At 51.7% G+C, this 24,192-nt stretch carries 27 protein-coding genes, 1 tRNA gene and 3 pseudogenes; 7 read left to right on the top strand and 24 right to left on the bottom strand.

The genetic code is table 11. The features are described from left to right. Window positions 1-75 precede the first annotated feature (75 nt). Window positions 76-579, top strand: coding sequence for a DUF4142 domain-containing protein (locus GBC55_RS12050; protein ID WP_162440505.1), 504 nt, complete (start codon window positions 76-78; stop codon window positions 577-579). A 50-nt stretch (window positions 580-629) separates the two neighbouring features. Here the strand turns inward: GBC55_RS12050 and GBC55_RS12045 are convergent, their stop codons facing one another. After that, window positions 630-1,040, bottom strand: coding sequence for a low affinity iron permease family protein (locus GBC55_RS12045; protein WP_162440506.1), 411 nt, complete (start codon window positions 1,038-1,040; stop codon window positions 630-632). A gap of 148 nt (window positions 1,041-1,188) precedes the next feature. Between GBC55_RS12045 and GBC55_RS12040 the strand changes: the two genes are divergently transcribed. After that, on the top strand, window positions 1,189-1,335 hold the full coding sequence (locus tag GBC55_RS12040) for a hypothetical protein (protein ID WP_178114344.1): 147 nt from the start codon (window positions 1,189-1,191) through the stop codon (window positions 1,333-1,335). Window positions 1,336-1,435: 100 nt separating this feature from the next. Further along, complete coding sequence (tam, locus tag GBC55_RS12035; protein ID WP_162440507.1) at window positions 1,436-2,206, top strand: trans-aconitate 2-methyltransferase; 771 nt, start codon at window positions 1,436-1,438, stop codon at window positions 2,204-2,206. A 279-nt stretch (window positions 2,207-2,485) separates the two neighbouring features. Here the strand turns inward: tam and GBC55_RS12030 are convergent. After that, window positions 2,486-2,551, bottom strand: a pseudogene (locus tag GBC55_RS12030) (type II toxin-antitoxin system HicB family antitoxin); the annotation flags it as partial. Between the two features lie 628 nt (window positions 2,552-3,179). Here GBC55_RS12030 and GBC55_RS12025 point away from each other — a divergent pair. Further along, the gene (locus tag GBC55_RS12025; protein WP_162440529.1) at window positions 3,180-4,397 is read left to right on the top strand and encodes an integrase family protein; all 1,218 of its coding nucleotides are present in this window, start codon (window positions 3,180-3,182) and stop codon (window positions 4,395-4,397) included. 822 nt (window positions 4,398-5,219) lie between these two features. Here GBC55_RS12025 and GBC55_RS12020 read toward each other — a convergent pair. From GBC55_RS12020 to GBC55_RS12000, 5 genes and pseudogenes are all read right to left on the bottom strand, one after another. Then, window positions 5,220-6,389, bottom strand: a complete 1,170-nt coding sequence (locus tag GBC55_RS12020; protein WP_162440508.1) for an AAA family ATPase — start codon at window positions 6,387-6,389, stop codon at window positions 5,220-5,222. A gap of 184 nt (window positions 6,390-6,573) precedes the next feature. Further along, complete coding sequence (locus tag GBC55_RS12015) at window positions 6,574-6,756, bottom strand: AlpA family phage regulatory protein (protein WP_247266902.1); 183 nt, start codon at window positions 6,754-6,756, stop codon at window positions 6,574-6,576. Between the two features lie 206 nt (window positions 6,757-6,962). Further along, the gene (locus GBC55_RS12010; protein ID WP_162440510.1) at window positions 6,963-7,100 is read right to left on the bottom strand and encodes a hypothetical protein; all 138 of its coding nucleotides are present in this window, start codon (window positions 7,098-7,100) and stop codon (window positions 6,963-6,965) included. Between the two features lie 52 nt (window positions 7,101-7,152). After that, window positions 7,153-7,461: a hypothetical protein gene (locus GBC55_RS12005; RefSeq protein ID WP_162440511.1), complete on the bottom strand. Its 309-nt coding sequence runs from the start codon at window positions 7,459-7,461 to the stop codon at window positions 7,153-7,155. Window positions 7,462-7,501: 40 nt separating this feature from the next. Then, window positions 7,502-8,023: pseudogene (locus tag GBC55_RS12000) on the bottom strand (bifunctional DNA primase/helicase); the annotation flags it as partial. Window positions 8,024-8,029: 6 nt separating this feature from the next. Between GBC55_RS12000 and GBC55_RS11995 the strand changes: the two are divergent. Together GBC55_RS11995 and GBC55_RS11990 are read left to right on the top strand one after the other, a co-directional pair. Then, window positions 8,030-8,530: pseudogene (locus tag GBC55_RS11995) on the top strand (Presumed portal vertex protein); the annotation flags it as partial. Between the two features lie 62 nt (window positions 8,531-8,592). Beyond that, entirely contained in the window at window positions 8,593-9,354 is a 762-nt protein-coding gene (locus GBC55_RS11990) for a DNA adenine methylase (protein ID WP_162440512.1), read from the top strand. Window positions 9,355-9,422: 68 nt separating this feature from the next. On the opposite strand, the gene GBC55_RS11985 is transcribed toward GBC55_RS11990, so the two are convergent. The 4 genes from GBC55_RS11985 to GBC55_RS11970 form a co-directional block, all read right to left on the bottom strand. Next, window positions 9,423-10,070 carry a DUF4145 domain-containing protein gene (locus GBC55_RS11985; protein ID WP_162440513.1) on the bottom strand — a complete coding sequence of 216 codons (648 nt, stop codon included), beginning with the start codon at window positions 10,068-10,070 and terminating at the stop codon, window positions 9,423-9,425. Between the two features lie 248 nt (window positions 10,071-10,318). Then, window positions 10,319-10,576, bottom strand: coding sequence for a hypothetical protein (locus GBC55_RS11980; RefSeq protein ID WP_162440514.1), 258 nt, complete (start codon window positions 10,574-10,576; stop codon window positions 10,319-10,321). Further along, complete coding sequence (locus GBC55_RS11975; RefSeq protein ID WP_162440515.1) at window positions 10,573-10,890, bottom strand: hypothetical protein; 318 nt, start codon at window positions 10,888-10,890, stop codon at window positions 10,573-10,575. Before GBC55_RS11975 ends, GBC55_RS11980 begins: the two co-directional genes overlap by 4 nt. A 168-nt stretch (window positions 10,891-11,058) precedes the next feature. Next, window positions 11,059-11,271 (bottom strand): hypothetical protein, encoded by a 213-nt coding sequence (locus GBC55_RS11970; protein ID WP_162440516.1) that lies wholly within the window; start codon window positions 11,269-11,271, stop codon window positions 11,059-11,061. Between the two features lie 341 nt (window positions 11,272-11,612). Between GBC55_RS11970 and GBC55_RS11965 the strand changes: the two genes are divergently transcribed. Continuing rightward, window positions 11,613-12,449: a DUF5677 domain-containing protein gene (locus tag GBC55_RS11965; protein WP_162440517.1), complete on the top strand. Its 837-nt coding sequence runs from the start codon at window positions 11,613-11,615 to the stop codon at window positions 12,447-12,449. Window positions 12,450-12,498: 49 nt separating this feature from the next. Here the strand turns inward: GBC55_RS11965 and GBC55_RS11960 are convergent, their stop codons facing one another. The 13 genes from GBC55_RS11960 to GBC55_RS11895 form a co-directional block, all read right to left on the bottom strand. Further along, window positions 12,499-13,266 (bottom strand): hypothetical protein, encoded by a 768-nt coding sequence (locus GBC55_RS11960; RefSeq protein WP_162440518.1) that lies wholly within the window; start codon window positions 13,264-13,266, stop codon window positions 12,499-12,501. A gap of 156 nt (window positions 13,267-13,422) precedes the next feature. Beyond that, entirely contained in the window at window positions 13,423-14,856 is a 1,434-nt protein-coding gene (locus tag GBC55_RS11955; protein ID WP_162440519.1) for a P-loop NTPase fold protein, read from the bottom strand. 58 nt (window positions 14,857-14,914) lie between these two features. Next, window positions 14,915-15,571 (bottom strand): GNAT family N-acetyltransferase, encoded by a 657-nt coding sequence (locus tag GBC55_RS11950; RefSeq protein WP_162440520.1) that lies wholly within the window; start codon window positions 15,569-15,571, stop codon window positions 14,915-14,917. Between the two features lie 351 nt (window positions 15,572-15,922). Continuing rightward, window positions 15,923-16,258: a GrlR family regulatory protein gene (locus tag GBC55_RS11945; protein ID WP_162440521.1), complete on the bottom strand. Its 336-nt coding sequence runs from the start codon at window positions 16,256-16,258 to the stop codon at window positions 15,923-15,925. A 289-nt stretch (window positions 16,259-16,547) separates the two neighbouring features. Then, on the bottom strand, window positions 16,548-16,829 hold the full coding sequence (locus GBC55_RS11940) for an STAS-like domain-containing protein (protein WP_162440522.1): 282 nt from the start codon (window positions 16,827-16,829) through the stop codon (window positions 16,548-16,550). A gap of 3 nt (window positions 16,830-16,832) precedes the next feature. Then, complete coding sequence (locus GBC55_RS11935) at window positions 16,833-17,825, bottom strand: hypothetical protein (protein ID WP_162440523.1); 993 nt, start codon at window positions 17,823-17,825, stop codon at window positions 16,833-16,835. Between the two features lie 273 nt (window positions 17,826-18,098). After that, window positions 18,099-18,172: transfer RNA gene (locus tag GBC55_RS11930), tRNA-Gly, on the bottom strand. A gap of 179 nt (window positions 18,173-18,351) precedes the next feature. After that, window positions 18,352-19,236 (bottom strand): alpha/beta hydrolase, encoded by an 885-nt coding sequence (locus tag GBC55_RS11925; protein ID WP_162440524.1) that lies wholly within the window; start codon window positions 19,234-19,236, stop codon window positions 18,352-18,354. 314 nt (window positions 19,237-19,550) lie between these two features. Then, window positions 19,551-20,243, bottom strand: a complete 693-nt coding sequence (locus GBC55_RS11920) for a pseudouridine synthase (RefSeq protein WP_162440525.1) — start codon at window positions 20,241-20,243, stop codon at window positions 19,551-19,553. Window positions 20,244-20,276: 33 nt separating this feature from the next. Beyond that, window positions 20,277-20,495, bottom strand: coding sequence for a cysteine-rich CWC family protein (locus GBC55_RS11915; RefSeq protein ID WP_162440526.1), 219 nt, complete (start codon window positions 20,493-20,495; stop codon window positions 20,277-20,279). Next, window positions 20,488-21,975, bottom strand: coding sequence for a diguanylate cyclase (locus GBC55_RS11910; protein WP_162440527.1), 1,488 nt, complete (start codon window positions 21,973-21,975; stop codon window positions 20,488-20,490). The genes GBC55_RS11915 and GBC55_RS11910 overlap by 8 nt, the downstream gene beginning before the upstream one ends. Before the next feature lie 149 nt (window positions 21,976-22,124). Continuing rightward, a complete protein-coding gene (locus GBC55_RS11905) occupies window positions 22,125-22,454 on the bottom strand; it encodes a hypothetical protein (protein ID WP_162440528.1) in 330 nt (109 codons plus the stop codon). Window positions 22,455-23,221: 767 nt separating this feature from the next. Further along, window positions 23,222-24,192: RHS repeat-associated core domain-containing protein (locus tag GBC55_RS11895; protein WP_178114345.1), on the bottom strand; the 971-nt coding region annotated here is incomplete at its 5' end.

Genomic DNA, 24,192 nt, shown 5'->3' with positions numbered 1-24,192 from the left:
CGGTGAAGGTTGTTTTGATTGAGAGGCGGGGGCGAAAGCTCCCGCTTGAATTTTTTGTCAGAGGAGGGCGCGACCATGAGCCGGATGGCCACCCGTTTACGCAATGCCAGTTTAGTCACGATATTGGGGCTCTTTGCCAGCAGTGCTTTTGCACAATCGCCCGCTGAATTCATTAACGATGCTTCCGCCAAAGGCATGGCCGACATCGAGGCCAGCCGCCTGGCGCATCAGAAATCCGAATCCAAAGAAGTAAAGGATTACACCATTGTGGTCATCAATGACCGCACTACTGCCAATCAGCATTTGGCGAAGATCGCCAAGCAACTGGATTTGCCAGTGGCCCCGCGCGATGAAGTGGTGAGTGAAGCCCAAAGCCTGATGCCGGAGTTGCAGGACGGCGCATCCTTTGACAAGGCATACGCAAGCAGCCAGGTGAAAACTACCGAAGAGGCCATCGAGCAACTGCAGCAGCAAGCGCAAACGACCGATGTGCCGGAAATCAAAGCCTTTGCCGAAGAAACACTGCCGAAACTGCAAAATCATCTGCAGATGGCAAAGGCTCTTCAAGCCAGTCGCTAATGGCTCTTATACAAACGGCGCGGGATTCCCAGCGCCGTTTTTGTTTTGGATCAGCAGTCGTTCAGATCCGTTTTTCGCTTGCTTGAAGCGGCCAGACCTTCCAGCGCATGAACGTCTTTCTCGCCCATGGCGCGATAGTGTTTGCGCAGCGCTTCCAGTTGCTTGAGATCGAGTAATTCAAGCCCGAGCATGGCGTTTTGCGCTTCCTTGTTCACCCGCAGCAACTCATCGATCTTCAAGTGCAGGATGTCGGTGTCACGGTTCTGAGTGTTCTGGATCAGGAAGACCATCAGGAACGTAATGATCGTGGTCGAGGTATTGATGATCAGTTGCCAGGTGTCGTTGTAACTGAAAATCGGTCCACTCAATCCCCAGAGAAAAATCAGAATCAATGCACCCATGAACGTCTTGGGACTACCGGCCCACAAGGCGAGTTTCTGTGAGATTTTTGCGAATTTCATTGCCGTCTTCCTTATAGGGATGCGCCTGAAATTTGAGACAGCGCCGGCATATGGAAAATTCTGCTTACATTTGTGGGTCGTGAAAAAGACGCAACAAAACAGCCCTCGAGACAGTCACTACTCCAGTCACTCGAATTTGGAGAATCACATGAACGTCGCTCGCCTGTTTTGCCTTTCCTGCTGCCTGTTCGTCTTGCAAGGCTGCTTTGATAACTCGGATAACGAAACCAAAGACAACACGGATGGCACCAAATCTTCGGTGCAGATGCAGGACAAGGACGCGGCGGATAAATAGCGTTCGCCTGAGGTCGGGATTGGGGTCAGTGCACGGGCGAGGTATCGTAGCCAACCGGTGTCCGCACCTGGCCGCTATTACGCACCGACAGGAGAACGCAATGAGTTGGTCCGCCAAACAATACGTCGCTTTTGAAGATGAACGCACACGCCCCGCGCGAGACTTGCTCGCTGCCGTCCCGTCCGTGGACGCGCGCTCGGCCATCGACATCGGCTGCGGCCCCGGCAATTCGACCGAATTGCTGGTGGAGCGCTTTGCCAACGCCACAGTGCGTGGCGTCGACAGGTCGACCGACATGATCGAAGCCGCGCGCAAGCGCCTGCCTCAGGTGCAATTCGATACAGTCGATATCGGCACCTGGGACGAAAGCGGCCCATTCGATGTGATTTTTGCCAACGCTGTGCTGCAGTGGTTGCCCGATCACGCAACGTTGCTGCCTGCGTTGGTGAACAAGCTTGCATCGGGCGGCAGCCTGGCGATTCAGATGCCCGACAATCTCAATGAGCCGTCGCACCGTTTGATGCGCGAAGTTGCCGCAGATGGCCCATGGGCCAGCAAATTGGCGGACGCCGCCGGGCAGCGCACGGAAATGGCCAGTGCCAGCGATTACTACTCCATGCTGCGACCGCATTGCGCACGCGTCGATGTGTGGCGCACCACCTACCATCATCCCCTGGCGGGCGGTGCGTCGGGTGTGGTCGAGTGGTTCAAGGGCAGCGGGTTGCGGCCATTTCTCGAACCGCTGGATGAAGCGGAAAAGGCGCAGTACCTCAAGCAGTACCTGGCCGCGATCGAGCAGGCTTACCCGACGCTGAGCGACGGTTCGGTGCTGTTGCCGTTCCCGCGTTTGTTTCTGGTGGCGACTCGCTGACCCTGAGGGACGAATAACGCTGGAGGTTATTTGTCCCTTCGTTTGACGCTCAGGTAATCAAAGAGAAACGAAGCGAAGCCGAACAACCCAATCATCGAAATGATCATGATCCCCAACTCTGAATTGTCCATGCTGATCTCAAATGGAAAGATGAGCTGGCAGGTTAAGGCATCTCCGGTCGCGCTAAATGTCGCGCTACGCTTTCTTTACTGGCCCTCTGCAATCCATACGCAAAAATTACGCGTATGGGGCGGATTGACCCGCCTCCTCATAGCCAGCTCATCCCTGCTGCAACACCTTGAGTGCCGCCGAGGCCAGAAACCCTGAGCGGCTTTTCTCCTCTGGGGACGGGCCCGGGTTTCTGTAATTCAGGATTTTGCCGCACATGAAAAGCGGCTAAGGTCTGTAAAGAGATTCAGAAACGAAGTCCGCTTTATGTAGCAGCTGGCGAAGCCTGCGTCGGCTCCGGGGTCGCGCTCGACCGAAGCAGTCGTGAAACCTGAGTACGAGGCCTTCCTGAAACACGGCGCCGGATGATCTGACGACTGCTTCGGTCGAGCGCGACCCCGGAGCCGACGCAGGCTTCGCCAGCTGCTACAAAAAAGCGTGTTTCGGCTAGAGCGTTCCGTCGTTGGTCATTGTCTGATTGCCGAATTTGATGTCGTTGATCTCCAGGCGATCACCAAATCCCGGGCACAAAAAAAACGGCCATCGAGGCCGGTTTTTTTCTTTGCCTGCATCCCACGTTGAAAAACAACCTGGGATCAAAATTCGATTGGAGCGGGTGAAGGGAATCGAACCCTCGTTATCAGCTTGGGAAGCTTTTACTAGTGCAGTCTCAGCGCGTCACAGGGGATATCAATTTCTGTCTGTAGCCCCGTAGAATCGTGGCTCTCAGGGGGTGGTGTTCAATCGTGTTGTATCAAGCGATATCACCTTAGATCTGGCCGACTGTCACCAGAAACTGTCACCAATGCTCACGGAAAAGCAGATTCAGGCTCTGAAGCCTCGCGAGCGGGACTACGTCATGTCCGACGGCCGCACCGCCAAAGGCGAAGGCGTGCTGGTACTCAAGGTCCGCCCCAGCGGGACAAAGGAGTTTTATTTCCAGCGGCATGTCGCTGGAAAAAAGAAGATGGCCAAGCTCGGTACATGGCCGGAGATGAAACTCACGGTCGCTCGGGACAAGTGCCGTGAGGAAAAGGGAGTGCAAGCTTCACCAGGTACATTTCAGGATTTGCTTGATCTGTATGTGAAAAAGCTCGAAACCGAGGAAGCCGCATCGGCTGGTGATGTTAAGTGGTCGCTCAAGCATTACGTGAGCGACTCATTTCCAGACTTGGTGTGCAAACCCGCCTCACTCATTGGCCCGGTCCAGATCCGCAACATCATTGTGAAAATGATCGATGCCGGCATTACCACTTATTGCAATCGCGTCCGCTCTCAACTCCATACAGCATTTCAGGTTGGGCTGGAACAGGAGTACAACCCTCGCAGTTACCTGGACGTGCAAGTGCGCTTCGGCCTGGTGAGCAACCCGGTAGCAAGTGTGCCGGTCCAGGATGACTGGGAACAACCTGGTGATCGCGCTCTTTCAACGGAGGAACTGGCGATACTTTGGCAGCTGCTACCTGAGCATTTGAGTCTGGTGACATCCGAGCTGCTGAAATTTCTCATTGCGTCTGGCGGCCAGCGACCGGAGCAGGTTTTGGCAACCGAGCGGCGCCAATATCTGAACGACCACTTGATAATCAGAAACAGGAAGGGAAAGAGCGGGGGGAAGAGTATTGAGGGGGAGCGGTCACTGCACGTAGTCCCGTTCAACAAGCTGATGCGCCAAAGTCTGAAAGTGATGGATGAAATCAGTGAGTCAAGCGCTTATCCCTTTGTGGGGAAGGCTGATGATAAATCGCTGCACACACAGTCATTGTCCCGGGCCGTTACAAAGCTCTACGGCCGACATGCCAAGAAATTTAATGGGCCTTTTACACTGCGTGATATTCGGCGAACCTGTAAGACGTTGATGGGAGTAGCTGGGCTTGATAAAGAAACCAAGGACCGAATTCAAGGGCATGCATTTAGTGATGTTGGATCAAAACACTTCGATCGATATAGTTATTTTAAAGAGAAGCAGGTGGGGCTTCAACGATGGGGAAGCTGGTTGGAGAGTAATGTTTTAAGACTGCAATAATGAGTTGTATTACGGTCGTAGCTAAAGAGCGGCGTTTGTACGCCGCCCTATTTTACTTTTACGGTAAATTATAATTATAGGATTAACATAGGTCTAATTTTAGCATTAATGAAGCACCATTCAGCTCAATTAGCTCTTGATCCCATAAGCCGAGTCTTTGTAATTCGCTTTTAATGTGAGCATACTGCGTGTCGGAATGCAAAACTGTCGCGGACGTCGCGGCATACTCAGACACTGACTGGCATTCCCGAAGAATTCCTTTGATACTGCCCAGAACTAGGTTTCTCGACCGGGTCGACATGTTTGAAAGATAAGTTTCGAGTCTTTCTCGAGCTTTAATTAATGAGTCATGCAGCCGCTCACCTATCTCGAATCGCACCATGACGGCACGTGCTGAGTTATTTAAATCAAGTACGTCTAAACTTTCTGTCGCTATTTTTGTTTTAGGGCGAAACCGGTATAGTCGGAATTGAAAGTGATCTCGCGGATCCGTCAAGTACGGATTTACTATAGGGTCATCAACAACATTGTGTCCGCTTTTTGACCCGTTACATCTCTTGCACGACGGAAGAAGATTTGGCCATGTCACGACCTGATCGGGAAAAGTGTCCTTATCCAGAAAGTGCTCTACCTCCATGTACTTGCTTTCTTTAGTAAGATTGCACTCACAGTATGCGCATTTTCCAGAGCTTGTTTTAAGTAGCGCTTCCTTCAATTCGCTGAAATTCCAAACTGAGGTTTTCTTGTCTTTGTAAATTTCAGTCAATCGCGCTACTTCGGCTGGATTCAAGCAGACGGGATGAAAATCACGTTCCAATTTAATCATTGTTCGTCGCTCACAATTGACGTCAACTGGAGCCTTAGTAGCTTGCGAACGTTGCTTAGTGGATGAAGCGAGCTGTCCAATTTTTCAAATGCGGTTTCTGCTGCGGCTTGGTCCTCCCGATCAATTGCGTTTGTGAACTCGTTCATTAATTCGTTAAACAACTGCGTCCGCGTATCGTGCATTCCCATAACATCAGTAAGTACTTCGTCTACTGTCCATCCCTTGAATCCGTAAGTGGATTGAGGCAAAGGGCGGAAATCGACGCGGCCATCACGTGATTCCAAAGCCAATATTTGATCACGTTCTGCAGATTGGATAACGTGAGGGCTATGCGTTGTAACTACAAACTGAATCATCGGAAATATTTGATTTAATAAGTTTGCTATTTTGTACTGCCACTCAGGATGAAGGTGAAGTTCAACTTCATCAATCAATACTATGCCCTCAAAGTCAACCGCTCTCACGCCAGCGAACCTGAATTCAATTTCTTTAATGATTCCAAAGAAAATCGCGAGACATGACTTGAATCCCGACGATAAGAACTCGTAATAAATTGTGCCGCTAGGTGAGTTTACTAAAATTTCGTTCGTGGACGCGATGACCCTATTGAAGGAGAAATCTGAATTCAACGCTGAAAAGCACATTTTTGCTAATTCAAAATTGTCCATTTGCGCATCTGAAAGCGCTCCTGCATGAGCCGAATATAAGTAACGGTTGACGAACCAATTTTTTATATCGTTTACGTTTACACCCGTTCGACTCTCTTGCCAGATCGCGTATATGGGCTTGTCTGCATCCCTTGCTATTGATTGCAGTGGCGTATAAACGAATGTTCTTGTTGTTTTTAAAGAAAGCAGATAGCCCGATAGGACTGCGTTGCCATGTATCTGTGCGCCTTCATTCGGCTCGTATTGTGAAAAGGCAATATTTACTGGAATATTTTCTGCGTTGTGAATCAGTGTCGCATTAATTTCGCTGTTTACAGCGTTTACATTTCGCCGCAAGACCAGAGTTTCGCCGTTAGAGAAACAGTGGGCGATGCATTCTAGAATTGTTGTTTTTCCTATGCCGTTTGGGCCGCAAAGAATATTCATTTTTGGATTTAGAGGGAGTGTAAGTTGATTGATTCCCCCTACGTCCTTTATTGTAAGCTGTTCTATTCTCACCGCGACCTTCCTTAGGTTTGTGCCGGGACATGAAGAAAACTGGCGATCTGAATACTACACGGTCATTGAAATTACTCTAGTCTTTTTACTGAGCAGCGCTTGCCGAGCCATTGTGCGTTATTTGGATGGATTGATAGAAACGCATGTGAAAAAAAGCCTACACGTATAGAAATGAATGAGGCCGCTAAGCGGCCTCGGTTGGTTTCCATTTGGCTGGGTTCTGTTGCCATGCGACAATTGCAGACTCCCGCCAGCCGACTCGGCCAGGTGAAATAGAAACCGGGAGTGGAAAACGTCCGCTTTTCATTGCTCGCCACAAAGTTGCATGTGACAGTGACGTCGCGGCGATAACGTCCCGTTCCCTCATAAAACGATCAAGCTTATTCACCTATAAATCGCTCCACTGCATCGCTTGTACGGCTCTTAACGCTCATTACGGCTCCCCTTCAACCTTGCGGTGGTGGTAGCTTTGACGACGCTTTCGTTATGGGTTTGAGTTTGCATGGTTCTCTCCTGTCGGGGGTGGCAGGTGCCATGGGGTTGCAGCCAGTGTCACCGACTTTTTTCAAATTCTTAACTCAGGATCCAAATCATCAGATCCGGTACCTGGACCGCGACGATGCCAATCAACGCCACCGTTACGACTGCGCCGATCAACTGCCCAAGCAGTGCTCCGCGTTCGGTTTGTTCAACTTGCTCTGTATTGCGCATGGTTCTTTCCTTTCAAAAGTGCCGGTTGCACGGCGTTATTGGTTGCACGGCGTTATTGGTTGCTGTCTGGCAATCGCACCAGGTGCAGCACCAGGTCTTCAAATTCGTTCGTGTCTTCGCTGCATGACTGCCAGTCCAAAACCGCTTGGATCTGCAGCCGGGAGCAATTGAGCACCAGGACCTCGCGCTGACCATCCGTAGCGCGTACCTCCAAAATGTCGACCAGACCGTTGGCGTCGTAGGCCTCCGCGTGCACGGTTTTTCGATGATCGTTTCCGAGCTCTCTGAGAAGCTGGGTGACTCGGTCTTGCAGGCTTTTCGCATCACTGCGATCACTGCAGGCAACGACTTGAATCTGCATGGTTATCTCCTTTCAGGGCTGTTCAAAGTGCGTTTCAGCCCTACGCCTGGAACATCCAGCACTTGACGGTTGGCGACTTGGTGATCGTGTTGTTATTCCGCGTGGCCTGATAAGCACGCACCGCGCTGTCCACGGCTTTGTTGGATTCCAGGAATTTGCGGCAGCGCGATTCCTTCAAGCGATCACGCAGCTCGCTGACGTCGGCCAGCTTTTGCCGGTGTTCTGCGGCTCGTTCGACGAACTCATTGAGATTGATGGCGATGACGTTGTCTTTTTTGCTGTGGTTGACCACTGGACCGCCTGCATCGAGGCCCTGCAGGTAGTCGTAGACTTCCCAGAATTCAGCGACGACAGGGTGGTCTGCGCTGATTGAGCTTTGGCGCTCGATCGCCATTGAAACGATGCAACGCTGAGTGGCGCTGATCTGGGCATCGCTCAGCGGTACGAGTGTGCGAATGCAGTCGACTAGGCCGAGCAGTTGGGCATGGTTTTTTACGATTCGCTCGACGCGGATATAGCCTCTCAGCTGATTGCCGCAGTGTTGGCATGCAGCCTTTTCGTTGTTGGCTGGGTACCGGCATTGCAAAGCGCGCTGCTCAACGAGTCCGCCACCTTGTTCCGGCGTAAGTACTACAACAACGGCAGCCACGCCGGTTTCATCATGTACATGACGGAAACCGCGCAGAACGAGACGGATGTTGCCGCGTTGCGCAGTGCGCTGAAGTCCGCCAAAGGACCAGGAAATTTCCGGAACCTGTTCATGTACGCCCCGGGCGGCAAGAAGGATGGCATTCAGCTGATTCCCGTCAGTGAGGTCGCGGCAAAGGACGAATTCGGCTCGATCAAGAACATCAGCCGTGACGACATGCTCGCGGCGTTACGTATCCCCCCTCAGTTGATGGGCATCGTGCCGCAAAACGCAGGCGGTTTCGGCTCGATCAAAGAGGCCGCGCAAATCTGGGCAATGAACGAGCTCGAGCCCATTCAGGCACGCCTGCAGCAGGTCAACGAATGGCTGGGCGAAGAGGTAATTCGCTGGAGGCCGCTAGAGCCAGTTTCCGACAAATGATCAGCCCCGGACGGCTGCTTATCAGCGTTCCGCCCTTTATTAATCCGAAGTAAGGACGACCAATGCCTGCACCGATTTTCCCTTGGATGGGCGGCAAGCGCCGCATGGCGAAACACATCCTGCCGGAGTTTCCAGACCATGATTGCTACGTCGAACCGTTCTGTGGCGGGGCGGCTCTGTTCTTCATGAAGGAGCCCAGCCGGGTGGAAGTAATCAACGACTACGATGGTGAGGTGGTCAACCTTTACCGAGTGGTGGCGCATCACCTGGAGGAGCTGGTCCGGCAATTTCGCTGGTCTCTGGTCAGCCGTAAGATGTTCGAGTGGACCAACATGCAGATCCCGGAAACGCTGACTGATATTCAGCGGGCGGCGCGCTTTTTCTACCTGCAGCAGCAATGCTTTGGCGCCAAGCCCACTGGTCGTACCTTCGGTACCGCGACCACCTCGCCGCCAAGGCTCAATCTGTTGCGTATCGAGGAGAAGCTCAGCGAGGCGCACCTGCGGCTGGCTCGGACCACCATCGAGCTCTTGGACTGGAAACAATGCATCCGCCGGTACGATCGCCCGCACACCCTTTTCTATCTTGATCCGCCTTACTGGGAAACGGCAGGGTACGCACCCGGTGGCTTCAACTTCGAGCAATACCAGTTCATGGCTGAACTGGCTGCATCGATCAAAGGCCGCATGATCATTTCAATCAACGATCACCCGCAAATCCGGGTGGTGTTCTCGGGGCTCCGTCTTAAGGAAGTGCCTTTCCGGCATATGGTTGGTGGGCAGGGTGGTAAGCAGACCAATGAATTGATCTACTTCAACTGGTAAACAGTTTGCTGTGATTGACTTTGACTAAGGCCATTATCCTGCGGCCCTAGTCATCTTATATTGGCAGTTTATTTTGAAGGGGTATGTCTTGATGTAAGTTTAGCGGCAAGTTGAGCGACACGCGCTGATCGCTCATTTATAATTTCGTCTAGGGCGTGTTCGAGAATTTCGAATGCGTCAAGCAGATCATGTAAGACAACATCTCCGTCATGACTACCTGCATTACCTAGCCATTTTAGTGCCATCAATTGCGCCCCAACAGCGGGGTTCGCATCAGTGAAAATCTCGACGCGTCGGTGGAGCTTTAGATCGTATCGTTTGCCGTCTTTGGTATCGGCTTGTTTAGGGACTTTTACATGGTCCATCAGTAACTCTAAAGCAACCCTGATCCGCCCCGCACACGACTCGCGGCTGGTCCATAATAAAGAAAATGCTGAGGTAAGTTCTTTTTTTACTAACTCTGGGCACTTTGCGGGTAGATCAAAAATTTCTGGCATTGGAATGCACATTTTCGGGTAGTAGCGCTCGTCCCAATCGCGGCCTTCCTCATCATCCCAAAATTCCTCCAAACCACCTGTTCCCGAAATAGCAAAGTCCTGGCCGCAACTTTCGTTTGAACATTTTCCCCATGCAATAAAATGCAATTCGATCCAGTCAGGATCCCATGCTTCGGCATCTCGCGAGTTTTTTGAGGTTGTTGACTCGTGAGAAACCAAGCTGTCTCGTACTAAAACTGTGTGGCCTGACTTACATATTGGGCATTTCCACGCTGGCATCCAGTGACTAGACATCGAGCGATTCCAAAGTGATCGATCCATTTTTTGACCCTAGTTATTTTTCCGCCATTATTCGTCAAATCTCGACGTCAAGACCGGCCCGCCGGTGATCTTGGCAAAGAGGAATTCGCGCACGATGTTTTCTTACATCAGGGCGCGAAACATCTTTTCCTGAATGCCTTCGCCGATCACTGCTCGAGCACCACCATGCGCACCGTTGCCGCCTGCTCAAATACCAGATATAGCGCTTCCAGGCTAGCCGCGTTCAGCGCCCGGACCGTTTCCAAGCCAAGGGCAAAGCCTTCGGCGCAGTCCGCCGCACGCGTGCAGTCGGCCACCGTGCGCGCCTGGGCGATAGCGCTCATCAGTTTCAGCGCCCGGGCGCGCACCGCTGACGGCAGATTCAGCGCTGCCAGCGGGTCGCTGATTGGATTGTCGTTGCTCATGCGTAGATCGCTTCGGCTTGCGCCGTAAATGCCGCCGCCTGCTCGGCGCTCAAGGCGCCGTCTTTGACAAACTGACTCAGCCAGCCATTCAGGCTGGGCAAACCGCCCGCCGCTTTATGCGACAGCTTATAGCCCAGCGCAATGACCATGCCGCGTACCTGCAATTCGTTACGGATAGCAGTTTTCTGGTAGTCCAGCACCTGCAAGATGTCCGCTGTAAGTGCCGCCTCGCCTGGATGGGTTTGGTGCAAATCGGCTACGCGCTGCTTGAGGAAATTGGCTTCGAAGCCGGGATCAATGTTGTCGACAGTCACGGCGCATACCTTTTTCGAGTGAGTGGCCAACTGTGCGTAAAACTAGTAGGCCGGAGTCTGGCCCTCTAGTCTAGGAGGCGCTGGTTTCCTCGGCCAGAAAAAAGGCCCCCACGCTTCTCTCAAGTGTGAGGGCCAATGTTACATAAACGCCGTAACGCGTAACGCGGTTTATCTTCTGTTCGCGCCGAGCAATGCCGCCGCGCTGACAGTAGCTTTCTTAAAGCCCGGCAGCGGGTCAGCCCCCTTCGCGCGGCCAAAGACAAAGTCAGGGCCTTTTTCCCCAGCGACCACGGCCAACAGCGTCCAACCCTGATCCAACAGCTGATTAGCAGCCGTGGTGGTCCCTGCCTTGATTACTTCCGCCACATCTTTGAATTCCATATTTGCTCCTTGTGATTTCGCCGTGATGGCCAGGGCAGTGTATCGCCATCGCCCCGCGCGGGGTTCCTTTCTACTCGGCTTGGTGACGATAAAGGGTCACAAGAATGCGGTTGCGGCCCCCCGCCACGCGCGCGGCCTAAGTATGTCGTTTTTTCTGCACTCCCTGCAGTGCTTGGCCGCGAGCTTGGCTGGGCTTGATGTGGCGTAGATGGACGGTTGCCACGTTACAGCCGCTCGTAGTTGAAAGAGTTAACTAAAAGCTTCAAGCTCAAAGCAGGAATATCATCGGGGCGTTATCGCATGGGCCGGGAAATTAGCTACGTGGGAATCAAGGGGCAGGAATGAGTTTTAGTAGTGATGAATATAATGAATTATTAAATCTTGTTTTCGATATTGTGCAGGCGAAAGCGGGCGAGCCTCTTACAGAGAGTAACGAGTGGCAGAACCATGCGCAGGTGCTTTCCGGGAAATTTTTTAAACACATGCTCTCCGCACGACATTTATACGAAGGAGACAGATTTTTCAGCTCTTCTGGGTTCGATCTAGAATATGTGGATTATTCGTCTGTTTCCGCGATAGTCAGGGCAGCGCTAGAAAATTATTTGGCGCTCCACTGGCTGTATCTCGCGACTGATGAGGAGACCTGCAAGTACCGAGTGAAAACTTGGGAGTTTTGTGGATTGATCGATCGAAGCAAGATGTTTGTAAGTGATCCAGCTTCAAAGCTTAAATTAGAGGCGGAATCCAAGCTAATGGATGAGTACAAAAAAGAACTGTCGCAGGATAAAAATTTCAATGAGGAAACAATTCATAATCAAAAGAAAATTCTAAAGGGAGACTGGCGTGCAGGGCGTAAGTGGGGAGATTTTGCGGTGTCTGCGGGAATACACAGAATCTATTTTAACGACATATATAAGCATTTGTGTGGCCACTCGCATGCTAATTATATTAGTGCTCTTCAGGTGCGTGATGCCAGCAGGCTTGAAGTACAATCTGCGCTTTCCGCATCCACACTGCAAATTGGCTGTTTGATTATGGCTCACTATGCATTCGAGTATTCGGCGGCGTTTCTTAAGTCTGATGTGATTATCAAAAGCAAACGTGACAGGTATGAGATCGCAGACAAGTGGAGAGTGGGGGTTGAAGATCAAAATCGCTTATACGGTGAGGCGCCCTGAAATTACTTGGTCAACAAGCTGCTATGCTGCAGCTTGTTGCCGTCTGTCATTATATCTGCGTAACTGTGGTATATCCTAGATTTATCCGATATGTACTCCTGCAGTTCATGCAAGAGAAGCGCTTCCATATATCCTCCACTGGTACATGCATAAAAGAATCGCATGAACATTTGAAAATGATTGTTTTCGCGGATTGTAAAACTTGTTCGCCGTCTGGTAATGTAACTTTATTCCAGTATCGACCGCATTTCTTATTAGCGCATCGCGCGAGCTCACCGTCTTCAAATTCTTTTTGGCCGATAAATATCATTTGTCCGCAGTCGCAGGTTGCATCTATTGTTAGGTGCAAAGCTAGTATTACAGTGGCGGACATTATATTTTCAATGTCAGATATCATTGCATACAAGCTGCTTCTATTTACAGGTTTCGCCTGTTTTCTATTCATTGGAGCGTGTAAATAGGAGCCCAATGTCTGATAATACTTTCTGAAATTTTTCCAAGGAATGGCCTTGGATTCGCCTACAGTTGTCCACTCTTTGGGCACGATGTCGGGACTAATTTCAGACGAAATGCTAAGTGTTCCGCCTTGGTCGCTAGTTGGGTCGAAGGATGCAAGTAATTTGATGATTTGATCTGGTTTCCATTTTCCAACAATAGATCCTGGGATTTTCTCTCCGTACTGCTGAAGCTGTCTGTATGCGATAATCTCGAAACAGAAACGTAATTCTAAACACGCATATCGCACGCAGTTTTCGTCAGATTCACCTATAAGTTTCTTTGCTCGATCTAAATATTGCTTAACGCCATACAGGTCCATGATTGCTCCTTGCTTTTTTGGTCAATAGAATAAAAATCTTATAAAGCCTGCTGGCGCTGTGGGCATGTACTGGGTAGAAATAAGATTCGATTCAGACCCCAGTGCCAGGTTAGGCAAAAACTGAGGTAAACCTAGATTTCTGTTAATAGTTAAAGCTTAAGAAACATCAAATTTATTGACAAGCTCGATCCGTGAGAAAGCAAGCTTCTGCATTTCTCTGCGACGTCGAAATTCCCTAGAATCAGACGCAAATTCTACAACGGTTCGTACTACTGCTCTTTGCGAGTCTTTATCTGTCATTTGTTCGTACCAGTCTCTCCAAGGTGTAATTAAATGCTCGATGGAAACTTGCTCATAAGGGTCTCGGGCCGCGGCTATCAGATAGCCTATAGTGACAGCCATTGAGTGGTCAAAAATTAAGTTGCCTATTGATCCGCCAAGAATGTATTCGGCCACTTCGTTTGCGCATAACGCATCTGCCGTATATCTACGATAAAGCTCCGGATTCTCTTGTCGCAATACCATCAAAGGGATTAGTAGAGGAAAATCCAAAAAGTGATCTTTTGGAATGCTGCGTAGTATTAATCTTAATCTGACAATAAGTTGATCTATGTCGCGGGGGGTGAACTTAAAACGTGCTGCAAGAAAGCTTAGTACTTTTGCCCCGTACTCATAATCATCGCGTTCCGAGTTTCTCGATTTGAAATATTCCAATATGTCGGGCTGCCTGATTTTGGCATTGATGTACGATTCCACATCCACTAAATTTAGATGATAGTCCAAATCTATAAACCTTCTCAAATAATGAAGGCCATCGAATGCTGCTCCATAAACCCCCTGGAAGCTTTTGCTGAGCTGGTCGCGATTTACCGCAAGAACGAAGACCAGGCGATCCACGTCGAACAAATGCTTGATTCGCTCCAGCACTTCTATTGCGTAAGTGGGCTTGCATCTATCCAGCTCGTCAATAAAAACAACTAGATTTTCTTGCCCTTCTGGCAATGCGTCGAGTGCCTTGCTCAACTGAAACTTAAAGCGCTCTAAGGACTTTTGCTTTATATTGAAACTATCTACTAAGCTTCCTGCAGTGCCACCGGCCAGTTCTGAAGCGAGTTTTTCGAATTCCTTATCGAGATCCAAAGCTCCAAAGGTGGCGGCCTTCGCGGCAGCAACTGCGGTGGACTTGATAATGCTTGGCGCATATGTCTTGGCTTTTTCCCAAGCCTTTCTGACGGCAGGCGTATTGCTCTGGTCGCTAAGCCAGCGATCCAGTACTGATAACATTGGTAGTAAGGGATCCTCAGCGAAATCGCTTTCCCAAGCATTCAGATACAGGCTCACCTTGTTTTCGTGGGTGAAATAATGTTGCCAAAGCCGAATAAAAGTGGTTTTTCCTCCGCCCCACGGGGCGTCTATAGCGAAAACCAATGGCGACTGCGCATTCAGCAAAACTGGAGACAGATTCTCAATCTCTGTGTGCCGTCCTAATAAGTCTTGAGGGGACGGCCAGGTGTCCGTATCAAGTTGGATGCCTTTGAAACGTAGTTGGATTAAATTTTTCTCAGATGGAGTTTTAGCATTTGTATTCAAAGTTTTTCTCCTTAACGCTATGTTACGAATTCCAAACGCTTTTGCGCGTGCCCTCTTGTCAGCCGTTCACTTTCACAAAATTTCGAACTTTGACTTTGCGTGCCATCAAGTCTGCCTTCATTGTCCTATCGGCACGACGTATATCGTTCATGTTGGATCTTTGAATCGCCCGGCTAAATGCAGTATCCACTACCTCTAGTTTTCCAAGATCTGTTGGATCAATTACGGGAGTGATGCCAGTGGGATTGCCTATGAACATAACAACCTGAGTTTCCCTGCCTGTTACTACCCGAAATCCAAACCGCTTATAGATGGGCACCATTACTATGTCACAAGACAATCCTATGGACGGAGAGATTCCCAAAATTACCTGCATCATATTGTTCATGATGCCGTGACGACGGTATTTTTTCTGCACAGCAGAGTAGTAAATATTGCACTCCTGCACGTCATTTTGGACCAGCGCGAACAGTAAGAAACCTACGATTCTCCCATCGTCCGTCGAGGCTGTGAGCAACTCAATCTGAGGTAGGTCGCGTCGCGTCATGTAGATCCGAACCTCTTCCACCAACATCGTCTTGTAGCCGTCAAAGAGAGGATGAGTGATAGGCGGGCTCGACATGCTCAACGCGGTGACGTTTTCCTCAACCAAGTCAAGAACAGCGCTGCAAGTGGAAGTATCTACAGGAGTGGCATGGCGGGTGATGGTATACATGCGGTTCCTCGTGATCTCCATTTTGAAGTCGTGAGGCTATTATTTTGACATCACCCTGTCTACTCCATGGAAGGACATGTAACAGGACAATAGATTGAGGGAGGGGCGCCCCTGGCCGATTGCTGCCTGACAGAGGGCTTTTGTTTTCCCTGCGGTAGGGTTTCTTTGCGGGACTTTAAATCAGAGGTTGGGTAGCGAGGGTTGGGGCAAAAATGGGGCAAACCGTACGCCAATCAATGCCACTTAATGCCTTCTAAGCATCGTATTCGTTTTGTCAAATGTGCCCTGCATGCCTTGGTATTCAAGGTGTGCAGGGCTTTTTTGCTTCAGTACTCCAGCACAATCGGCGTGTTACTCAGCGTCGGCAATCTTTTGGCCGACGATGGTCATTGTTAATTGTGGTTGTCCGACCACCGCGCCGTCTAGCTGCAGCTTCCCTCCTTCGTAGTCAACTACGCCTTTGGCCTCCAGTACGTAGTTGTCAATGCCTACGACATTGGTGTTGCCTGACTTCCATTTCGAAATCGTGAACTGAGATTGAAATTCACCTGAATGAGTAGGCACTTTGCCACGGTACAAATAGTGAGCATCTCCACCATTCGCTGAGCCATCCTTCACAACCACGATCCCCTCACCGTAGTCGCCAGTGTTGGCGTTGAACTTGACGTAAAAAATGCCTTGAGACATCACGTGCTCCAGATTCAGATTGAAAGATCAGCATAGGATCCAATCGCCATTTAGCAAGGACCAGCTCGTAACACATTGCGTTAGGAGGTTGTGAGTGGTCTTCACCGGGAAGCCGCCGAGATCAGCGGAGAGCTGGTGATCATGAACTGGTAGCCAGCAGCATTGGGAGGTTTGTTCTGAGAGATCAAGAGGTGTTGCTTATACCGGCAGCATGGTTTCACTGGGATCAGCGGCGTGCATGCGTCGGATAATTCGATAAAAAAAACCCGGCTATTAAAGCCGGGTTTTTTTATGCAGCAGCTGTTCGTCGTTTCATTGCCACTGCGATGGGCCGTAACACGCTGTCGGCAGCGTTAACGATACGGAGGTGCTTCGTCACGTACTCCAGCCCACGCTGAAGTACCAGAACCCCAAACAGCTCGTCGGCGTAGGATTCAGAAATCGAAGACACTTGAGCTAGGTCAACCTTCACGGTGTCGTTGGTCGAGAGCAAGCTTTCGATGGTGGCTCTTTCCTGAGCCGCCAACGACCGAGACGCAAGGTCAGTACGTTGGAAAGTATACGCTTCCATGATTTAGCCTCGTAGTACATTCATTAATTCAAAAATATCAACCGAATCAACATCCTGCATGGGCTGTCCACCAGCGACAAAACTCGACTCCTTGATCGCCAAGGAAATTGCTACCCCTTGCCAAGAATGGGACAGCTCGTGGTACGAGAGGTTTCCATTCTGAAGCTCCAAGTAGTGATCTCCTGAAGCTAAATATAGAAGGCCATCGTACTGTTTAGCAAGGCTGAAGAGTTTTGCTAACCCCAAGCCTTGGTGGTGGTTTCCGGTATTCTGGTATGTGGCAACGCCAGCTTGAAAAGGAGACTCGCCAAGAAAGTCATCAGGGACACTTTGAGCCCATGGGTCCAGCTTAGCTGCCAGTTTGCTACTATTGCCTTTCTGAAGGCACCACTCTATAGCTTCCCGATGAGTGGTAACGCCTTGTATGCGCGCCCTCTGTAGTTCATTCCGAAATCCCATCCCGCAGTCTGCAAGAGAAAATTCGATCAGAACTCCGTCTTTTGGGCACTTGCGCCGCTGGGCGGTGGAAAACCCGCTGCTCATACCATGTGACCAGACGTTGTCATGGAGCTCGCCGACTACAGCTTGCAGCTCTGCAAATACAGGGCTCTGGGCATAGTTAACTGAGGCAGAATTAGCCATCGCACGTAGGCAGCTGTTTATTTGTCCGGTGCCTGAGTCGACCGCATCCCTCGAGTCAAGATGCGTCAGCGGTGCGTAGGTTGCGCCAGCATTGATTCGTTTTTGTTTGTAATCATCGATGCCCCAGACCGACTTGGACAGCCCGATTGCTTTCAGGTATCCAGCGTTATACTCGTGATGGCAAGAAAACTGTTCAGGGCCGAGGTTTTTGCTGCGTAAAAACGCGGCGAGAACTGCGACGAAACCGGAGCTGTAGTCCTGCTTGGGCAAAGCTAGACTACTGCCACCACTGAATGCCAAGCGGCCAGGCAACATATTGAGCGCTGCGATAAGTCCGGCCAACGGTACCTCCATGTCATGCAAATCCAGTCGAGGCCAGATTTTGAGTCACACGGTTGCAAAATGCCAGCACTGCTTACGAACGTTCACTGGCATCGTTACGACAGCTTGCTTCTGACCGATTGCAATCATCATCGCGGGCCGGGCAGGGGAATTGGTGAAGTGGTTTATTGCCGAGAGGGAGCGCTGGTATCTGTTCTATTCGTTGTGGAGTCTTAGAAAAATCAGAAACAGACACCTGAACAGACACCTAATTGAAGCGGGGAAGGCTGAAGGCCTTGAAAACAATGGAGCGGGTGAAGGGAATCGAACCCTCGTTATCAGCTTGGGAAGCTGGAGTAATGCCATTATACGACACCCGCTCAGAGCGGCTGACTTTGTACCAGATGTGCGCCGGGAAATGAAGTTTTTCTTTAGCCGTGATCACTTGATTACGGGTGAGGACAACGCACAAACCACGTGGCGGTCTATCGCGGGCAAGCCTTGCTCCCACAGAAGCGGTAGCGTCCAGGCAAGCAGGCTTGCTCGCGATGACTCTGTTTCAGATGGCCAGTGCATGTTGGTCCTGGACGTAGTGGTAACGCGGTCGGCCTTCATGTGGCGAAGGCTTCAGGAAACCCAACAGTGCGTTACGGCTGTCACGGCAGGCGGCTTTGTGTTCCATGTCGAGGAAGTGACCGGTCGCCTCAAGCGTGGTGAAGGTGCTGTGTTGAACGTGATTGGCGAACAATCGCGCGCCATCGGCGGCGGTGTATTCGTCCCATTCACCGTTCAGGAACAACACGGGGACGTTGATTTTTTCCGATGCTTTGAGAAAGCACTGGCGGTCGCTGTGCAGCAGGTCGCTGATGTGAAAGTGCATCTGCCCGTATTCATGATCGGCCAGGCTGCTGACGTGGCGGTAGTTGAAGCGCTTGAACAGCGATGGCAAGTGCTTGCCGATGGTGCTGTTGACCAGGTTGCCGACGCGGTCGCCATCGCGGCTGCCGAGGTAATCAACGCCGCGCTCAAGGTAGTCGAGCATGTGCGCGTTGATCTCCGGGGAGAACGAGCTGATTACGGCTTTTTCGATGCGTCGTGGCCGTTGGGCGAGGGCGACCAGGGTCGCGGCGCCACCCCAGGAAAACGACAGCACGTGCTCGGCGGCGAAGTGGTCGATCAGCTCCAGGAGGATCTGTCCTTCGACGTCCTTGGTCAGCAGTTTCTCGTGCAGGTTGTGTGCTTTCGACTTGCCCGCGTAGGGCTGGTCGTAGCAGACCACGTTGAATTGCGGATGAAGATTTTTCACGGTTTGTGCAAACGACGCAGTCGTGGCCATCGAGCCGTTGACCAAGATGATGGTCTTCTCTGCGGCGTCTGCGCGATAGAACTCCGTGTAAACCCGATACTGACCCTGTATATCCAGCACAGCGATTTCTGGCCTCATGTCATATGACTCCTGGCAAGCGGGTATGCGCGCAAATGAGATTGCACGAGCTTTGTGACAGGTAGGCATACGCCTGGAATTTTGAGAGGCCCATGTCGATCCGTTAAAGCAGGTCGACGGGTATTATTATTGGCGGGCAGTCTGCCGGTCTGAGGCGGAACCTGAGGGTTCTCTAACCGGCAAAAAGTTTCTTAGAAGTATGTTGTGACTCGTCAGTCACATTTCGGCTGACGTCCTGATTCAAGCAGGGCGGAAAGGTTCGCGCAAGTGCCTTTGGTAAATTGTTCGACAACTTCTGCTGAGCGGTAGGCTGCTTAGATCAATTGGATCTCTTCGTCGCTCAGCGGGCGGTATTCGCCCGGTTTGAGTGACGGGTCGAGCACGAGGGGGCCCATTTTTTCGCGGTGCAGGCGCAGTACTTTGTTGTTGAAGTGGCCGAACATGCGCTTCACCTGGTGGTAGCGGCCTTCGACGATGCTCAGGCGAGCAGACGTTGTGCCGAGTACGAGCAGATCGGCGGGCAGGGTGGTGAGGTCTTCGAAAGCGAAGTACATGCCCTCGGCAAATTTCAGCGCGTATTCCGGTCCAATCGCTTGCTCTGTCTCGACCCAGTACACCTTGGGCAGTTTGGTCTGCGGCTGGGTCAAGCGGCGCGACCAACTGCCGTCGTTGGTGATCAGCATCAAGCCGGTAGTGTTGAAGTCCAGGCGGCCGGCGATGTGCAGTTCATCCTTGTCCGGTTCGTGGATCAGGTCGAGAACTGTCGGGTGCCGTGGGTCACGGGTGGCGCTGACGCATCCGGGCGGTTTGTGCAGCATGAAATGACGCACAGGCTTGCCGACTTGCAATACCTCGTTATCCACCTCGACACGGCTGAACTCCCGGACTTCGGCATGCGGATCGCTGACGATTTTTCCGTCAAGCCGCACGCGTTTTTCCACCAGCAACAGGCGCACCTGCTTGCGGTTGAAGCACGGCAGGTTGCTGAGGAAACGGTCTACACGCATGACGGGGGATCGGCAGGAAAGGGGCCGCGTATCTTACGGGATCGGCCGGGCGGCTGCTTGCAGTTGCGCCTCGACCTGCGCGCAGCGTGGGCAAAGACAGGATTTGTCGCGCAACTCGGCGGGCAAGGCCTGGAGAACGGCCGGATCGATGCTGACGCCGTAGCACCAGCAGGCCCGATCGGCGGTTCGCGGGTCGGCCAGGGTGCAATCGTTGGAGGCACCGCAGGCCGGGCAGGTATCTGGTTTATTCATAAACGGAGTGAGATTTTTCCACGCAGGTGCGGTTACGGCCGGTTTGCTTGGCCCGGTACATCGCATGATCCGCCCGGGACAGCAGCGTGTGCAAGGTGTCTTCGGGCTGCAAGGTGGTGAGGCCAATGCTCACGGTCAGCTTCAATGCTTGATCGTTGTACGCATACTGCTGTTGCTCGACGTGCTGACGAATTTTCTCGGCAATCATCAGGCCGGTTTCACCGTCGGTGTCCTTGAGCAACACGATGAATTCTTCACCGCCCCAACGACAGACAATGTCGGAGTGGCGCAGGCAACTTTCCAGGTCCCGTGCGAAGCCGATCAGCACCTGATCGCCGGCGAGGTGACCGTAGGTATCGTTCAAGGCTTTGAAGTGGTCCAGGTCGAGCAGTAACGCGGTCAGCGGTTTGGGTTCACGCTGGGCTTCGTGCATGGCTTGTGCGGCCAGCAGGTCGAAGCCTCGGCGATTGGGTAACTCGGTCAGGCTGTCGAGGGTGGCCTGGGCGTGGATTCGCGCCTGATAGCGCTTGATCACCCGGTTCAACAGGGCCAATACGATCAGCGTGATAAACAGGCAGATCAGCAAATTGAGGTACAGCGACTGGCGGATTTCATTGAGCGCGCCATCTTCGCGTTTGTCGACGAACAGGTACCAGTTGAGCTCCGGAATAAACCGCACGTTGAGGAAATGACCCTGGCCATGGACGGAATATTCATAGGTGCCGCTGTGGGGTTTGGGCAGCTGGCTGACCAGGCTTTTCATGCTGTCGAGTTCGCCAAGGGTCTTGCCGATGTGCGCGCCCTCGGGGCCACCCTCGGCACCGGTCAGCACCAGGCGTCCGAAGGTGTCGACGAAATACACGCTGCGTTGATAGCGCTGCTGGTATTTGTCGATCAGCTTGATCACCGCATCAACCGTCAAACCGACGCCCGCCGCGCCGATGAACCGGTTGTTGTAGTCGTAGACCTTGTAGTTGATGAAGAACGTCAGGTTGTCCTTGTTGGCCAGGTCCGGATCGACGTTGATCTCGTAAGGGTCGGCCATATCACGCACGCGAAAGTACCAGGCGTCCCGGGGCTCGGTGACTTTGATCTGCTTGAGAACGCCTTTGGCGTGGTAGTAGGTCAGGCTGGTGTTGGAGACAAAAAACGCGGTGTAGGCGCCGTAATGCGTCATGACCTCGTTGAGATATCGAGTCATCTGATCAGGGTTCTGCTCCCCGTTGACCACCCAGTCGCGCATGAAGGTGTCGCGCGACATCATCGAGGAGATGAGGATGGGACGGACGAGGTCTTTCTGGATTTCCGAGTAGACCGTGTCTGACGTCAACGGCAGTTCGGTGTTGACGATGCTGTCCCGGATCGACGCTCGCGAGGCGTAATAGCTGAGAAAGGACGTCGCCAGAAAGCCCGCACCCAGCAGCGCAATCAGCGTAAGAACCAACGAACGTTGCGAATACAGCGGCGAGCGAAGCGGCATGACAGTTCCATTGGCAGTGATCCGGGTGGGAGGCATTCTAATGGGACTGCGGGGAAATAACTGCTGGATTTGTGGGGTGAATCGGTTTGTATCAGGGGCCGTTCCGCCAACCTAAACACCCCACTTATCTACATCGATTCTATTCGCAGCTATACCCCACTTGAACCTCGCGGCCGTAACCTTTGGCCAACCACATTCAGTACATCACACCCATCCCGCAGCGGAAGGGCGCAGAGCAAGGCGAAGTCGCTGAGAATGAAAGATTGGCATTCGATTGATCCGCGCATGGAGAGGTTTTCCAGCACTTGGGTGACGGCGTGAATTCGGTAATTGGCGGCATCGACCAGGACGTCGAGCGGGGCTTGGGTATCGATGAAGAGGGTGGGCATGTCGTCGCAGTTGCTGGTGAGGGGTTTGAAGCGGTTTTCGGGGTGGGGGGGTGGTTTTGTGTAGGGTGCGTCGGTAGTTGGTTTTGTCATTTGCTTAACACCTGGGATATGAATTAAAGCTACCAACAGCCTTCCTACGGGCTAGGGTGGCAGCCGTACGCGGGAGTAGGAGACCGAGTACCCAGAAAACTCAGCCAAGCCGAAGCGTGTCCCGCGCAAAGCTGCCGCGAACGATATTGCGGACACTGAGTAAAGTGCCGCAATCAAACGACAGCGCTGATGCGCGAAGAGCAAACAAGGGTTCCTACACCCTGTCGCTGCAATTGCAGCGACCATCGAAGACTATCGATGGAACCCATCTCGCACCAGTTCATGAACACCCCTAGAAATTGAAGGAAATTTCCGACGAGATTGTCCGGAAAAATCGCTGGTCGTAGGATCGATTTCGCGGAAGTCACGAAAATTTAATATTGGTAACGTGAGTTTAATTAAGCCGCACTCTAGTTAATTATGATTGTTTTCTTGGTATCGTCGTAGGCAGCGAAGAAGTACTTCCATAAATGCCTTTCGGTTGACAACTTCGTCGTCGAAATAGGTTGTCATTTTCTCGAATACCCGATCAAAAGTATCACTCTCGCGTAGAAAATACTCGATTGTGCATATTAGAGAGTCTCTTTCTTTAGAGGTGTAAGCAAGAAATTCTGGTTCCATTAAGATGTCAAACATCTCGGTGAGCTCTCGCTCATTGTTTACGTTTTTTGAAGCTATAATAGTTTCTCTTTCTGCGTCGTAGGTGTTTTCTATGTCGAAAACAAAAAGAAGGCTGCGTATATCTGCGATGTTAAAGTTATTTTTCACTAGTCGAAATCCGTGAAAGAAGTTTTAGGGTGGCCGCTATTATTCAATATGACAATGGCTTTGGTCTGCTGACCATACTCCAGACCGTCGCGCTTATACCCCTCTCCAATTATTTTTCCCATGTCTATAGGTCTACGTGATGTTTGTAGATCGGTTTGTCGGAAAATTAATTTCGCTCTATATATGGCATTTAATTGATCGCGGTGGCTCAAAAAGTGTGTGGCGGCAGGGGGGATCATCGGCTCGCCTGCCTTATTTCCATTCTGATACCTTTCAATTTCTCCCGTTGTTGGATTTCGACCAGAAGTTACACGCTCACGCTGAGATTCCAACGTGGTTTGCTTGCCATGTTTTTCCACGAAGTGGGCACCTATTATGGAATCTTCCATTTTTTTCAATTCTCGATATGCATTAGCCTCAGCCAACTCATCAATCCGCGCCCGTCGTTCCTCACGAGTCAGCTTCGGCAGTCCAGGCGCGCCTTCATCAACCGTTACGCCAGTGACGTCATCCGGCGCACCACACCCAATCTTCCCCGGCGGCGGACAACTCAACCCCAGCGGATCCACCCACCCTGTCGGATTCGGCGTGTACTGGTACTGATTCAGCCCACCCGCCAGCTTGATCGGGTCAGGCGTCAAATACCGGCCAACATCCGGATTGTAGTAGCGATGCCGGTTGTAGTGCAGGCCGCTTTCGGCGTCGAAGTATTGCCCCTGAAACCGTAGCGGCTGCTCAAGTTGTTCACCGCCGCCGTGTTGTAGACGACTGACTTTGCCGTAGGCGTTGTACTTCGCCGACCAGACGATCTCGCCGCTGAAATCCGTCAGTTCCTGCGGCGTACCGAGGTGGTCGAGTTGGTAGTAGAACGGGCAAGCCTTGCGCGGGCCTTTGCCGTCGAGCATGGCCAGTGGGCGGAAGCTGCCGGGTTCGTAGAGGTAGCTGCGGTAGTGGTTTTTGCTGCTTTCGG

The sequence above is a fragment of the Pseudomonas sp. TNT3 genome (genome assembly GCF_010095445.2).
Classification (GTDB): domain Bacteria; phylum Pseudomonadota; class Gammaproteobacteria; order Pseudomonadales; family Pseudomonadaceae; genus Aquipseudomonas.
Note: the sequence above shows the minus strand (reverse complement) of the source record. Positions and strands in the feature narration are given on the sequence as shown.